The 14,414-nt window shown below is 63.6% G+C and carries 12 protein-coding genes; 2 read left to right on the forward strand and 10 right to left on the reverse strand.

The features are described 5' to 3' along the window. Positions 1-57 precede the first annotated feature (57 nt). The 9 genes from ppdK to FCS99_RS09640 all read right to left on the reverse strand — a co-directional run bounded on the left by ppdK (position 58) and on the right by FCS99_RS09640 (position 12,240). A complete protein-coding gene (gene ppdK, locus FCS99_RS09600) occupies positions 58-2,733 on the reverse strand; it encodes a pyruvate, phosphate dikinase (RefSeq protein WP_138511924.1) in 2,676 nt (891 codons plus the stop codon). Between the two features lie 12 nt (positions 2,734-2,745). After that, positions 2,746-4,962 carry a glycine--tRNA ligase subunit beta gene (gene glyS / locus FCS99_RS09605; protein ID WP_138511927.1) on the reverse strand — a complete coding sequence of 739 codons (2,217 nt, stop codon included), beginning with the start codon at positions 4,960-4,962 and terminating at the stop codon, positions 2,746-2,748. An 11-nt stretch (positions 4,963-4,973) separates the two neighbouring features. Further along, the gene (locus FCS99_RS09610) at positions 4,974-5,435 is read right to left on the reverse strand and encodes a GFA family protein (RefSeq protein WP_138511929.1); all 462 of its coding nucleotides are present in this window, start codon (positions 5,433-5,435) and stop codon (positions 4,974-4,976) included. A 172-nt stretch (positions 5,436-5,607) separates the two neighbouring features. Continuing rightward, complete coding sequence (locus FCS99_RS09615; protein ID WP_138511931.1) at positions 5,608-6,498, reverse strand: glycine--tRNA ligase subunit alpha; 891 nt, start codon at positions 6,496-6,498, stop codon at positions 5,608-5,610. 448 nt (positions 6,499-6,946) lie between these two features. After that, positions 6,947-8,380 carry a dihydrolipoyl dehydrogenase gene (gene lpdA / locus FCS99_RS09620; RefSeq protein WP_138511933.1) on the reverse strand — a complete coding sequence of 478 codons (1,434 nt, stop codon included), beginning with the start codon at positions 8,378-8,380 and terminating at the stop codon, positions 6,947-6,949. Between the two features lie 70 nt (positions 8,381-8,450). Then, positions 8,451-8,681, reverse strand: coding sequence for a hypothetical protein (locus FCS99_RS09625; protein WP_138511936.1), 231 nt, complete (start codon positions 8,679-8,681; stop codon positions 8,451-8,453). A gap of 58 nt (positions 8,682-8,739) precedes the next feature. Further along, positions 8,740-9,990 carry a dihydrolipoamide acetyltransferase family protein gene (locus FCS99_RS09630; RefSeq protein ID WP_138511938.1) on the reverse strand — a complete coding sequence of 417 codons (1,251 nt, stop codon included), beginning with the start codon at positions 9,988-9,990 and terminating at the stop codon, positions 8,740-8,742. Positions 9,991-9,993: 3 nt separating this feature from the next. After that, on the reverse strand, positions 9,994-11,007 hold the full coding sequence (locus FCS99_RS09635; RefSeq protein WP_138511940.1) for an alpha-ketoacid dehydrogenase subunit beta: 1,014 nt from the start codon (positions 11,005-11,007) through the stop codon (positions 9,994-9,996). Positions 11,008-11,010: 3 nt separating this feature from the next. After that, a complete protein-coding gene (locus FCS99_RS09640; protein ID WP_138511942.1) occupies positions 11,011-12,240 on the reverse strand; it encodes a 3-methyl-2-oxobutanoate dehydrogenase (2-methylpropanoyl-transferring) subunit alpha in 1,230 nt (409 codons plus the stop codon). A 193-nt stretch (positions 12,241-12,433) separates the two neighbouring features. On the opposite strand from FCS99_RS09640, the gene FCS99_RS09645 reads away from it, so the two are divergent. Together FCS99_RS09645 and FCS99_RS09650 are read left to right on the forward strand one after the other, a co-directional pair. Beyond that, the gene (locus FCS99_RS09645) at positions 12,434-12,913 is read left to right on the forward strand and encodes an Lrp/AsnC family transcriptional regulator (protein ID WP_171036321.1); all 480 of its coding nucleotides are present in this window, start codon (positions 12,434-12,436) and stop codon (positions 12,911-12,913) included. Positions 12,914-12,959: 46 nt separating this feature from the next. Further along, the gene (locus tag FCS99_RS09650; protein ID WP_138511946.1) at positions 12,960-13,145 is read left to right on the forward strand and encodes a hypothetical protein; all 186 of its coding nucleotides are present in this window, start codon (positions 12,960-12,962) and stop codon (positions 13,143-13,145) included. A gap of 62 nt (positions 13,146-13,207) precedes the next feature. Here FCS99_RS09650 and FCS99_RS09655 read toward each other — a convergent pair whose 3' ends face one another. Beyond that, on the reverse strand, positions 13,208-14,398 hold the full coding sequence (locus FCS99_RS09655) for a thiolase family protein (protein ID WP_138511948.1): 1,191 nt from the start codon (positions 14,396-14,398) through the stop codon (positions 13,208-13,210). Positions 14,399-14,414: the final 16 nt, after the last annotated feature.

Raw genomic sequence — 14,414 nt, forward strand, 5'->3', positions numbered from 1 at the left:
AGAAATAACCCCCTCCGTTTCCAGAGGGGGCCATTTTTACTTCGACCGATCAGACAGTTAGCCTGCCCGACGCAGCCGGGCCTGGGCCGCCGCGAGGCGCGCAATCGGCACGCGATAGGGCGAACAGGACACATAATCCAGACCGGTTTCCTCGCAGAAATCGATCGAGGACGGGTCACCCCCGTGTTCACCGCAAATGCCCAGTTTGAGACTCTCCCGCGTAGCCCGACCGCGCTCGGCGGCGATGCGGACGAGATCGCCGACACCGTCCTGGTCGAGCGAGACAAACGGGTCCTTCTCGAAAATCCCGGCTTCCAGATAGTCATTCATGAACTTGCCGGCATCATCGCGCGACAGGCCGAATGTGGTCTGGGTCAGGTCATTGGTGCCGAAGGAGAAGAATTCGGCGTCCTCGGCGATCTTGCCGGCCATCAGGGCGGCACGCGGCAGCTCGATCATGGTGCCGATGAGATATTGCGGCTGGCCCCCGGTCTCCTCGGCCACGGCCTTGGCGACACCGGCCACACGGGCTTTCAGGATGGACAGCTCGGCCGGCGTGGCGACGAGCGGGATCATCACTTCGGCCAGCGGACGGAAGCCGGTCTCGGCCTCGACAGCGACCTGGGCTTCAAAAATGGCGCGGGCCTGCATCTCGTAGATTTCCGGATAGGTGATGCCCAGACGGCAGCCACGATGGCCCAGCATGGGATTGCTCTCGGCCAGGTCACGGGCCCGGGCCAGCAACTGGTCGGCCGGCAGGCCGGTCGCCTTGGCAACGTCTTCCACGTCTTCGGCTGTGTGCGGCAGGAATTCGTGGAGCGGCGGGTCCAGCAGGCGGATCGTGCAGGGACGATCGGCCATGATGCGGAAGATTTCCTTGAAGTCCTCGCGCTGCATCGGAAGGATCTTGTCCAGCGCCGTGACGCGGCCGTCCTGGTCGTTGGACAGGATCATTTCCCGCACGGCCGCGATGCGGTCGGCTTCGAAGAACATGTGCTCGGTGCGGCACAGGCCGATGCCCTCGGCGCCGAAATCGACGGCCGTCTGGCAATCGCCCGGCGTTTCCGCATTGGTGCGCACCTTCATGCGGCGATGCGTGTCGGCCCAGGCCATCAGCTTGCCGAAATCACCGGTCAGTTCCGGCTTGATCATCTTGGCTTCGCCATAGAGGACCTGGCCGGACGCGCCGTCGATGGTGACCATCTCGCCATCCTTGATGACGCGGCGGCCGACGGTGAATTGCTTGGCGGCATAATCGATCTTGATCTGGCCGGCACCGGAGACGCAGGGACGGCCCATGCCGCGCGCCACCACGGCGGCGTGCGAGGTCATGCCACCGCGCGCGGTGATGATGCCCTCGGCGGCGTGCATGCCGTGAATGTCTTCCGGCGAGGTCTCGATCCGGACCAGGATGACTTTCTCGCCCGCCTTGGCGCGTTCTTCGGCCTCGTCACTATCGAACACGACCTTGCCTGCTGCCGCGCCCGGCGAGGCCGGCAGACCGGCGGTGAGGATGTCGCGCTCGCCATCGGGATCGAGCGTCGGGTGAAGCAGCTGGTCCAGCTGGGCCGGATCCACGCGCATCACCGCATCATCGGTGGAGATCAGGCCTTCGGAGGCCATGTCGACGGCAATCTTGAGCGCAGCCTTGGCGGTCCGCTTGCCGTTCCGGGTCTGCAGCATCCAGAGACGGCCGGCCTCGACCGTGAATTCGATATCCTGCATGTCGCGATAATGGCGCTCGAGAATGTCGAACACCTTGATCAGCTCGGCATAGCTTTCCGGCATGGCCGTTTCCATGGACGGATTGTCGTCGCCCATTTTCTCGCGCATGGCTTCGGTGAGGCATTGCGGTGTGCGGATGCCGGCCACCACGTCCTCGCCCTGGGCATTGACCAGGAATTCGCCGTAATAGCCCGGATCGCCGGTGGACGGGTCGCGCGTGAAGGCCACGCCCGTCGCGGAGGTCTCGCCCATATTGCCGAACACCATGGCCTGGACGTTGACGGCGGTGCCCCAGCTGGCCGGGATGTCGTGCAGGCGGCGATAGGTCTTCGCGCGCTCGGTCATCCAGGAGCCGAAGACGGCGCCGATCGCGCCCCAGAGCTGTTCGCGCGGGTCGGACGGGAAGTCATAGCCCAGCTCGCGCGCCGCGGCCTTCTTGTACTCGCCGACAATGGTGACCCAGTCATCGGCGCTCAGCTCGGTGTCGAGCGAATAGTCATTATCGTCCTTGAACCCGTCCAGGATGTCCTCGAACACGGCATGGTCCACGCCCAGCACGACGTCGGAATACATCTGGATGAAGCGGCGATAGCTGTCATAGGCAAAGCGCTTGTCGCCGGAGAGTTCGGCGAGGCCGGCGGCGGTCTCGTCATTGAGGCCGAGGTTCAGCACCGTATCCATCATGCCCGGCATGGAGGCGCGGGCACCCGAGCGCACGGAGACCAGAAGCGGGTTGGCCGGATCGCCGAACACCTTGCCTACGGTCTTTTCCAGCTGGGCCAAGGCGGCCTCGACCTGTCCGTCGAGGCTTTCCGGATAGGCACGATTATTCTCGTAGAAAGCCGTGCAAACTTCGGTCGTGATGGTGAAGCCCGGCGGGACCGGCAGGCCCAGCTTGGCCATCTCGGCCAGATTGGCGCCCTTGCCGCCCAGAAGCTCGCGCATCCCGGCTTCGCCTTCGGAATCCCCGCCACCAAAGGCGTAAACCCATTTGTTATCAGCGCTCATTCTGTTTGGCCCCTAGCCTGAAATCTTGTCGAAATCAGCGACGGCGCAGACGGCCGTGCGAATTCGCGACAATAAAAGCAGTCGATTGCGGCGCAACCGCTCGTCGTCCGTGTTAACGGTCACGTTCTCAAAAAATGCATCAATCGGAGCACGCATGCCTGCCAGTGCAGCCATGGCGGCCGTGAAGTCTTCTTTTGCCAAAGCGGACTCGACCACCGGATCAGCCTGTGACAGCGCGCGGATCAGCGTCTGCTCATCAGCTTCCGGTGCGCCGGCGAGATAATCCGCATCCGGATCGCCGGCATAGGTCTCGCCCGATTTCTTCTCTTCCGCCTTGAGGATATTCGCCGCCCGGTTGAACCCGGCCAGCAGCGCTGCGCCATCCTCGGTGTCGAGGAAGGCCTGCAGGGCGCGTGCCTTGGCCGTGACACGGACAAGGTCGTCATCGCCCAGCGCGAAGACCGCGTCGATCACGTCGTGGCGGATGCCTTCGTCGCGCAGGTGGACTTTGAGGCGGTCGGCGAAGAAGGCGAGGAGGTCTGCGGAGAGATCTGATCTCGCATTGAACCATTCCTGGAGGCACTCAAGCTCAAAGCGAGGGGTCGGAAAGCCTTCCAGTTTGGCCTGAGACTCAACCCTGCCCAAATTCCACAGGTCCTGGAATACTAACTCTGCAACACGCCTTTCAACTTTGTTCAGACGGGCAGCAAGAGTGATCAAAGCTTCGCGCGTCCCCCGAAGAGTCGAAAGTTTAGCGGTTGAATCATCCAAAATCCGGATCACCCCCAGCGCCGCCCGGCGCAGCGCAAACGGGTCCTTTGATCCCGTCGGCTTTTCGTCGATGGCCCAAAAGCCGACCAGCGTATCCAACTTGTCGGCCAGCGCCACGGCAGCGGAAACCGGTGCGGTGGGCACGGCGTCGGAGGGGCCTTGCGGCTTGTAATGGTCCTTGATCGCGTCGGCGACGGCGGCGTCCTCGCCCTGGTCGAGGGCGTAATAGCGGCCCATCGCGCCCTGGAGCTCGGGGAATTCATAGACCATTTCGGAGACGAGATCGGCCTTGGCCAGGCGGGCGGCCTTTTCGGCGAGGTCCGGATCGGCACCGACGACCGGGGCCAGTTCACGGGCCAGAGCGGCGACGCGTTCCACCTTGTCGGCCACCGTGCCGAGCTTTTCGTGGAAGGTGACCTTGGACAGCTGCGCCGCCATATCCGAGAGCGGTGTCTTGCGGTCATTGTCCCAGAAGTGCCGTGCATCGGAGAGACGCGCCGACAGCACCCGCGCATTGCCGGCGGCAATCGCCACGCCGCCATCGGGCGCGACCTGGTTGGCGATGCAGACGAATTTCGAGGTGACGCCCGGCTCGCCCGGCTTCTTCACCGCGAAATACTTCTGGTGCGTCTTCATGGTCAGGGTGATGACTTCCGGCGGCAGGTCCAGGAAGTCCGGATCCATCTCGCCCAGAAGCGGGACCGGCCATTCCACCAGACCGGCGACCTCGGTCAGCAGGCCCGCATCCTCGACCAGTTCCAGACCGGCCTCCGTGCAGACCTTGCGGGCACCCTCCAGGATCAGGGCTTCGCGTTCCGCGCGCGACTGGATGACATGGCCCTCTTCGCGCAGGACTTTGGTGTATTGCGCGTAATCGGTGATGGTGAAAGGACCGCGGCCCATGCGGCGATGGCCTTCGGTGACATTGCCCGAGCGGATGCCGAACACTTCGAAGTCCACGACTTCGCCATCAAACAGGCAAAGCAGGCGCTGGATCGGACGCACCCAGCGCTGGGCCTTGTCATCCTCGCCGAACTTCATGGATTTGGGCCAGGGGAAGGACTTCATCACCTCCGGGATCGCCTCGGCGATCACATCGGCGGAGGTGCGGCCGGGCTTTTCGATGATGGCGACCCAGAACTCGCCCTTCTTGTCCTCGCGCTTTTCACACTGATCCAGCGAGGCGACACCGGCCCCGCGCAGGAAACCTTCCACGGCCTTGTCCGGCGCGCCAACGCGCGGACCCTTGCGCTCTTCGCGGACATCCTCGGTCTTGACCGGCAGGCCCTCGATCACGAGGCCCAAACGGCGCGGACCGGCAAAGGTCGTCAGCGAGGACCAGGCCAGGCCGGCGGCCTTCAGCTTGTCGCCCAGGAGTTTTTCCAGGTCGGCCTCGGCGCGCGGCTGCATCCGGGCCGGGATTTCCTCGCAGAAGATTTCAAAAAGCAGTTCAGACATTTTCTGTCCCGTTACGAGGTGAGTTCCTGGGCGGTCCAGCGCTCCATGAGCGCGTAATAGCTGTCGTCCGGCGGACCTTCATAGATCAGCGTGTCATCCTCGAAGGCCATCCAGTCCTGCGCCGATTTCACCCAGATATGCCCGACCGGACGGAGACGGGCACGATCATCCAGCGAGCCCGCCTTCAAAGACAGGGCCGGACGCCCTTCGGTATCATTGGCGATGCGCGTGCCGCACTTGTCACAGAACAGGCCCAGCTTGTTGGACTTGCTGTCGGTGGGAATGGAGAAAGCCGACGGCGCGCCCTTGAGAAAGCGGAACCCGTCCCGCTCGACCAGCATGGACAGGCCGAAGGCCGAGGAGGATTGCTGCTGGCAGGTTGTGCAATGGCAGCAATACAGGGTCAGGGGCTGTTTCGTGATCTCATACCGGATCTCGCCACACTGACAGCCGCCGCGCAGGGGGAGTTTCATGAGGCGGTCTCCGGGCAGCACTTATCCTCGCCCTTGATGGGCGAGGGGGACCATTGCGCAGCAATGGTGGAGTGGGTGACCAAGGAAGACTCAACGCTTCGCGTTTCACCCCTTCCGCCCGCTTCGCGGGCACCTTCCCCATCAAGGGGAAGGAGGACCTGAAACCCCAACATCACTCCGCCACCTCCAGCGCCGCGCGTTCGGACTTCACCCAGGCTTCCGCGCAGCCCTTGGCGAGCTCGCGGACGCGGGCGATCCAGCTGGCGCGTTCGGCGACGGAAATGGCGCCGCGGGCATCGACCAGATTGAACAGGTGGGAGGCCTTCAGGCAGAAATCATAGGCCGGCAGGGGCAGCGGCTTGTCGAGATTGAGCAGGGCCATGCACTGGCTCTCGGCGCCCTTGAACCATTCGATCAGCATGTCGACATCGGCATGCTCGAAATTGAATTCGGAATACTGGCGCTCGGCTTCCTGGAAGACATCGCCGTATTTCAGGCCCGCACCATTGAAGTCGAGATCGTAGACATTCTCCACGCCCTGGACATACATGGCCAGGCGTTCCAGCCCATAGGTCAGCTCGCCGGAGACGAGGTCGACATCGAGGCCGCCGACCTGCTGGAAATAGGTGAACTGGGAGACTTCCATCCCGTCACACCAGACTTCCCAGCCCAGACCCCAGGCCCCCACGGTCGGGTTTTCCCAGTCATCCTCGACAAAGCGGACATCGTGCAGATCGCGGTCGATGCCGATGGCGTCGAGCGAGCCGAGATAGAGGTCCTGGATATCGGCCGGGCACGGCTTCAGCAGGACCTGGAACTGGTAGTAATGCTGGAGACGATTGGGGTTCTCGCCATAGCGGCCATCGCCCGGACGGCGCGAGGGCTGGACATAGGCGGCGCGCCAGGGGCGCGGCCCCAGCGAGCGCAGCGTCGTGGCCGGGTGCAGCGTGCCGGCCCCCACTTCCACATCATAGGGCTGGAGAATGGCACAGCCCTGCTCCGCCCAATAATGTTGCAGACGCAGGATCAGGTCCTGGAAGGACGGCGCAGAGGAAGCGGCCATATCGTATTGTCCCGGCGGAAATAAACGCGTTCAGAAAATTGGCCGGACACTAGGCAACGGGGCCCGTCTAATCAAGCACGCGAGTCCTCATCTCGCTGCGCCGCAGCACTCTCGCCCAAGCGCGACTCGACAGCCTTGCGCGCCGCCTCGGCCGCCGCATCCCGCGCTTTCGTCTTCCGCCCCCTGAACAGGAAGAAGACGAGGATGGCGGCAGCAATGAGAAAGAGGGTGATTTCCATGAGGCGGAGGATAGCGGATTTCGAGAGGGTTTTCCCAGGCTCAATGACTCCCTCTCCCTTGGGGAGAGGGTGGCGCGCATGCGCCGGGAGAGGGGGAAATCCCGGTCAGGGCGAGTTCTGACAGACTTCGCCGCTCCCCCTCATCCGCCCCTTCGGGGCACCTTCTCCCCAGGGAGAAGGAGGGCGGAGCCCCCTGGAATAAGAGGGGGCTAGCCGGCCTTTGGCGCAGAAATATGGATCGGATGGCCCAGAGCGGTCAGGGCGGATTCCGCGAAGCCTTCGGTCAGGGTCGGGTGGACGTGGATGGTGCCGGCGATGTCTTCCAGGCGGGCGCCCATTTCGACGGCCAAGGCAAATTCGCCTGACAGTTCGGAGACATGGGTACCGACGGCGTGAATGCCGAGAATGACATGGTCGTCCTTGCGGGCGGTAACACGGACGAAACCGCCATCCGTGCCGGCATCCATGGAGAGGTAACGCCCCGAAGCGGCGAGCGGGAATTTGCCCGTGATCACTTCTTCGCCCTTCTCCTTGGCCTCGTCCGGCGTCAGGCCGACGCCGACGACTTCCGGTTCGGTGAAGCAGACAGCGGCAATCGCGACCGGGTCATGCACCCGGCGATGGCCGGCAATGATCTCGGCGACCATCTCGCCCTGGGCCGTCGCCTTGTGGGCCAGGAGCGGCTCACCAACGACGTCACCGATCGCGTAAACACCGCGCATTCCGGTGCGGCATTGCTCATCGACCTTGATGAATTTGCCGTCCATGTCGAGGCCCATGTTTTCCAGGCCCCAGCCCTCGAGGCAGGCCTTGCGGCCGACGGCGACGAGGATCTTGTCGGCTTCGATCGTCTGGGTTTCGCCCTTGGCGTCCTCGTATTCCAGAACGGCCTTGCCGCCCTTTTTCTCGGTCACGCCCTTGGCCTTGCAGGACAGGTTCACATCGACCTTGTGCTTCTTCAGCCACATGGTGATCGGACGGGTGATTTCCTTGTCATAGAGCGGCAGGATGCGATCCAGCGCCTCGATGAAGGTCACCTCGGTGCCCAGCTTGCGATAGGCGATGCCCAGTTCCAGACCGATATAGCCGGCGCCGACGACGACGAGTTTTTCCGGCTTTTCGGTGAGCTCGAGCGCCTGGGTGGAGCCGATGACACTGTCGCCGAAGGGCATGAAGGGCAGTTCCACTTCCACAGAACCGGTCGCCAGCACGACATGCTCGGCCGTGATCTCGATCTCCTCGCCCTCATCATTGGTGACGATGCAGGTCTTGGCGTTCTGGAAGTTCGCCCAGCCGGCGATGTGCTCGGCGCCGGCCGCCTTGATCAGCTGGGCCACGCCCCCGGTGAGCTTGGAGACGATGCCGTCCTTCCAGCCGATCAGCTTGCCCATGTCCAGCTTGGGTTCCTCGGACAGGGAAATGCCGAACCGGTCACCCTTGGCGGCGGCGCTCATGTGCTCGTACTCGGTGGCGGCGTGGATCATCGCCTTGGAGGGGATGCAGCCGCGATTGAGGCAGGTACCGCCCAGGCCGTGCTTGTCGACAATGATCGTGTCGAGACCCAGCTGGCCGGCCCGGATGGCGGCCGGATATCCGCCGGGACCACCCCCGACAATCAGGACTTGGCAAGACCGTGTCTGCATCACAGGCGCTCCTTGAGTGTATCAGCGCTAAAGCGAGAAAAGACCGGCGCACGGGGCACCGGACGGGGTATCAGGTGTTGGCTTCTTGCGGACGAATGAGGCGGCGCCAGACCAGGGAACCGATCACGGAACCCAAAGCGACAACAGCAAAAGAGCCGAACACGATCTGCGGCATCCATTCGGACTCGATGCCGATCTTCCCGTGATAGAACATGAGAATGAAAACACCGGCCGCCCAGATGGCGACGGCGGAGATGAAATCGGACCAGGTCTGTTTCACACTTGGCGTCATCTCGGTCACTCCCCTCTCTTGCTTGTGAGCGCTTTGCCCGGCCGGGTCAAGCAGGCCGGGGCCCGCCTCACATGAACAGCGTTGCCGGGTTCTCCAGCAGGGACTTCACCCGCTGGATCAGCATGGCGGCATCATATCCGTCGACGATCCGGTGATCGAAGCAGGAGGACAGATTCATCAGCTTGCGCGGCACGACCTGACCGTCCGCATCGAAACGCGGCAGGGTCTGCATCTTGTTGACGCCGATGATGGCCGTCTCCGGTGCGTTCAGGATCGGTGTGGTCACCAGACCGCCGATCGCCCCCAGCGAGGTGATGGTGATGGTGGACCCGCTCAGCTCGTCCTTGGACGCCTTGCCTTCCCGGGCCGCCTGGCCGAGGCGCGAGAGTTCCGAGGCGATCTGCCAGATGTCCAGGCTTTCCGCATGCTTGATCACCGGCACCATGAGACCGTTCGGCGTCGCGGCCGCGATGCCGCAATGCACGGCCTCATGCTTGGTCAGCACCATGGCCTCGCCATCGAAATGGGCATTGGCCTGGGGTGTGTCCGGCAGCGCCTTGGTCAGCGCCAGGACGAGGAAGGGAATGAAAGTCAGCTTGGGCTGGTCGTCGGACCGATGCGCATTGAGATGGGCGCGCAGTTCTTCCAGGGCCGTGACGTCGATTTCCTCGACATAGGCGATATCCGGAATGGTCTGCTGGGCGCGGGTCATGTTGTCGGAAATGCGACGGCGCAGGCCGATCACCTTCTCCTCGGTCACGGCCGTTTTCGGCGCCCGGATGGCAGAGCCGCCGCCGGACCGCGCTGCCAGACGTCCGCCCGACTTGATGAAATCGTCCAGGTCTTCGTGCGTGATGCGGCCGGCCGGACCGGTGCCCGGCACCACACCCAGATCGATGCCGGCATCCAGGGCGCGCTTGCGCACGGCCGGACTGGCCAGCGGACGTTCGCCCGTCGGACGCGACGCCACGGACGGAGCCGCCGCCGCCTGTTCCGGCTCGACCGGTTTCTTGGCCGCCGGCTTGGGCTCTTCCGCGGGCGCTTCGGCCGGGGCTTCGTCCTCGGTCGGGACAGCGCCTTCAGTGGCGATGAACATGATCTCGGTGCCGACAGCGATGACATCGCCCGGCGCGCCGACCAGCTTGCTCACCGTGCCGTTCACGGCGCAGGGAATCTCCACCGTCGCCTTGTCCGTCATTACGTCCAGCACGTGCTGGTCCTCGGTGACCGTGTCACCTTCCTTGACGTGCCATTCGACGATTTCCGCCTCGACGATACCTTCGCCGACATCGGGCATTTTGTAGCGGTATTCACTCATCGCTTAAGCCTCCAGCACGGCGTTCATCGCATTGATGAAGCGCTCCGGGCCCGGGAAGTAGGACCATTCATGGGCATGCGGATACGGGGTGTCCCAACCGGTGACCCGCTGGATCGGCGCCTCGAGCGCGTAGAAGCACTCTTCCTGGATCTGCGCGGCCAGTTCGGCGGCGAAGCCCGACGTCCGCGGGGCTTCCTGGGACACGATGCAGCGGCCGGTCTTCTTCACCGAGCGGGCAATCGTCTCGATGTCATAGGGCGCCAGCGTCTTCAGATCGATCACCTCGGCATCAATGCCCGCGCGCTCGGCGGCCGCCTGGGCAACCAGGACCAGCGTGCCATAGGCGACGATGGTGACATCCTTGCCTTCACGGACGACTTCGGCCTTACCGATCGGCAGGGAATAATGACCTTCCGGCACCTCACCCTTGGGGTGATTGCCCCAGGAGGCCAGAGCCCCGCCCGAATGGCCTTCGAACGGACCATTATAGAGGCGTTTCGGTTCGAAGAAGATGACGGGATCCGGGCTCTCGATCGCGGCGATCAGCAGACCCTTGGCGTCATAGGGGTTGGACGGCATCACCACCTGCACACCCGGGATATGGGTGAAAAAGGCTTCCGGGCTCATCGAGTGAGTCTGACCGCCGCGGATACCGCCACCACAGGGCGTGCGGATCACGGCCGGGACCGTGAACTGGCCGGCCGTGCGATAACGGATGCGCGACAGTTCGGAGACGATCTGGTCGAGACCCGGGAAGATGTAATCGGCAAACTGGATCTCGGCGACGGGCTTCAAACCCTTGGCCGCCATGCCGATCGCCATCGCTACGATGGCCGCCTCATTGATCGGCGCATCAAAGGAGCGATCCAGCCCGTACTTCTTCTGCAGGTTCGCGGTCACCCGGAACACGCCACCGAAATAGCCGGCATCCTCGCCGAAGCTGACGACGTCGGGATCGCGTTCCATCATCACATCCAGCGCCGAATTGAGCGACTGGATCATGTTCATCTTGGCCATGTCCTAGACTCCCAGATCCTGGCGCTGGCGGCGCAGGCGCCAGTCCTGTTCGGCGTAGACATCCTCGAAGATCGACTCGACCGGCGAGAGCGGACCGTCATGCAGCGTGCCGTGGCTCTCGGCTTCCTTGTAGGACTTGATCACCAGCTCGTTGAGCTCCTTCTCGAGCGCGACATGGCGTTCCTCATCCCACTCGCCCAGACCGATGAGATGGTTTTTCAGGCGGGCAATCGGATCGCCCAGCGGCCAGGCCTCGCCCTCGCCTTTCGGCCGGTAGCCGGACGGGTCGTCGGAGGTGGAGTGGGCGTCGGCGCGATAGGTGAAGCTCTCGATCACCGTGGCACCGTGCCCCTTGCGGGCGCGCTCGGCGGCCCATTGCGTGGCCGCATAGACGGCCAGGAAGTCATTGCCGTCAATCCGAAGCGAGGCGAGGCCATAGCCCAGCCCCTTGGCGGCGAAGGTCGGCGCGTCGCCGGCGGCGATGCCCTGGAAGGTGGAGATGGCCCACTGATTGTTCACGACATTCAGCAGGACCGGCGCCTTGTAGGTCGAGGCCAGGACCAGCGCACCGTGGAAATCACCCTCGGCCGTGGAGCCTTCGCCGATCCAGCTGGCCGCGATCTGGTCCTCGCCCCGGTAGCGGCAGGCCATGGCATAGCCGACAGCCTGCGGGAATTGCGTCGCCAGATTGCCGGAGATCGAGAAGAAATTGCCCTCGGCCCAGGTGTAGTGCACCGGCAGCTGGCGGCCCTTCAGATTGTCACGGCTGTTGGAGATGCAGTGGCACATCATGTCGACAATGTCGCGACCGCGCGCGAACAGCATGCCCTGCTGGCGATAGGACGGAAACACCATGTCGCCCTTGTCGAGCGCCATCGCGCCGGCCACGGCAATCGCCTCCTCGCCGGTGGACTTCATGTAGAAGCTCATCTTGCCCTGGCGCTGCAGCTTCAGCATGCGGTCGTCATAGGCGCGGGTCAGCATCATGTGCTTGAGCCCCTCGCGCAGGACTTCGGCATCCAGTTTGGGATCCCACTCCCCGACGGCCTGGTGATTGTGATCAAGGACACCGATCAGGCCGAGGGCGAGATCGCGGGTCTCCATGCCGGGCACATCGACATCCGGGCGCTTGGCTTCACCAGCCGGCTGGATCTCGATATGCGAAAAATCGGGTGTGTCGCCGGGACGCGCATGCGGCGCGGGGACATGAAAGCGAGGTGCGTCTTGGGCCATGAGCTCTCATCTGGACTGGCGGGGCGAGATGCCCCGGACATGCAGACCGGACGCGCCAGGCGACCGGTTTTGCGCGACGGGCTCTAACGCGGAAGCGCTAGTCTTGTCCACCATTGGAATGCGGTGCCATTTTGGGGTTCGCAAGTGCGAAAGCTTAGATTATTTTCTCAGAAAATTGAGATTTGAGGAAATAATGACGGCTACCCTAGATACGATCGACGTTCGCATTCTTGAAGCCCTGCAGGAAGATGCGGGCCGCTCCGTCGCGGACATTGCGGAAATCGTCGGTCTGACGCCCTCCCCCTGCTGGCGCCGGATCCGTCGCCTGGAGACCGAAGGTATCATCAAACGGCGCTCGGTCCAGCTGGATCGTCGCGCCGTCGGACTGATGTTCACGGCCTATCTGGAAGTGAAAATCCAGCCGGCACGCAAGGCCAATTACGAGAAGTTCGAAAAGGCCATCCAGGACTTCGAGGAAGTCGTGGAAGCTTGCACGATGACGGGCCCCTACGACTATCTCCTGAAGATCGTCGCGCCGGACATCGATGCCTACAACACCTTCATGTACGAGAAGATGATTCCGCTCGACGTGGTCGGCGAATTCCAGACCTCGGTCCAGGTTCGCAACGTCAAGGAAGGCCGCGGCCTTCCGCTGAATCACATCGACAGCTGATCGGTTTTTCGCCAGTGCAGCATGAAGCTCGTCGCCGGGGCGGCGCATGAAACCCGCCCGCCTCGGCCCGCGAACCTGGCTGGGGATCACAGTCATTGTGATCGCCGGCGTCATCGGCATCCGCCTGTTTTCGTTCATCGCGGTCGAACGGGAAGCCTGCCTGGACAGCAATGGCAGCTGGCATGCCGACAGCGAAACCTGCCGCTTCGCCGACGAGCCAGCGGGACGGTAGAGACAAGAAAAAGGGCGCAGCCATTGGCCGCACCCTTTCTTGTTCCAGCATGGGCGAATGGCTTACGCCAGACGCTCCACGGCGACGGCCGTGGCTTCGCCACCACCGATGCAGAGCGAAGCGACACCCTTGGACTTGCCGTGCTTTTCCAGCGCGGCCAGCAGCGTCACCATGATGCGGGCCCCGGAGGCGCCGATCGGGTGCCCCAGGGCGCAGGCGCCGCCATTGACGTTGATGATGTCGTGGGAAATGCCCAGTTCCTTCATCGCGATCATCGGCACCACAGCGAAGGCCTCGTTGATTTCCCACAGATCGACATCCTCGATCTGCCAGCCGGCGCGCTCGACAACCTTGCGCATGGCCGGGACCGGAGCCGTCGTGAAATAAGCCGGCTCATGGGCGTGGGCGGCGGTTGCGACGATCTTGGCGATCGGCTTGAGACCGCGGCGTTCCGCTTCCGACAGGCGCATCATGATCAGGGCCGCGGCGCCATCGGAGATGGCCGAGGCGTTGGCGGCCGTCACCGTGCCGTCCTTGCCGAAGGCCGGGCGCAGGCTCGGGATCTTTTCCGGCATGGCCTTGCGCGGCAACTCGTCCGTGTCGACCACCACATCGCCCTTGCGGGTCTGGATGGTGACCGGCGTGATCTCACGCTTGAAAGCGCCGTCCTTGGTGGCGCGCTGGGCGCGAGCCAGGGTTTCCAGCGCATAGGCGTCCTGCTGTTCGCGGGTGAACTGGTGTTCTTCCGCGATCATGTCGGCAAACACGCCCATCGCCTTCTTCTCATAGGCGTCTTCCAGGCCGTCCTGGGCCATGTGATCCTTGATCACGTCATGGCCGTATTTGAAGCCGGCGCGGTGGCTGGGCAGCATGTGCGGGGCGTTGGTCATGGATTCCATGCCGCCCGCGATGATGATTTCCGCATCACCCGAGGCGATCGCCGCACGGCCCATGATGGCCGCCTGCATGCCGGAGCCGCACATCTTGTTGAGCGTGGTGGCTTCGACGGATTTGGGCAGGCCCGCCTTGATCGCGGCCTGACGGCCCGGGGCCTGGCCCTGGCCAGCCATGAGCACATTGCCCATCAGGACCTGGTCGACATCATCTCCGGCCAGGCCGGCCTCTTCCATGGCAGCCTTCACAGCGATGGCGCCCAGCTCGTTGGCGGACAGGGGAGAGAGCTCACCCAGCAGGCCGCCCATCGGGGTGCGGGCCATGCCGACGATGACGATGGGATCGTCGCTAGCACTCATGTCGTGTCTCCTCAGG

Source organism: Maricaulis alexandrii (assembly GCF_005871165.1).
In the GTDB taxonomy this organism is placed as follows: Bacteria; Pseudomonadota; Alphaproteobacteria; order Caulobacterales; family Maricaulaceae; genus Maricaulis; species Maricaulis alexandrii.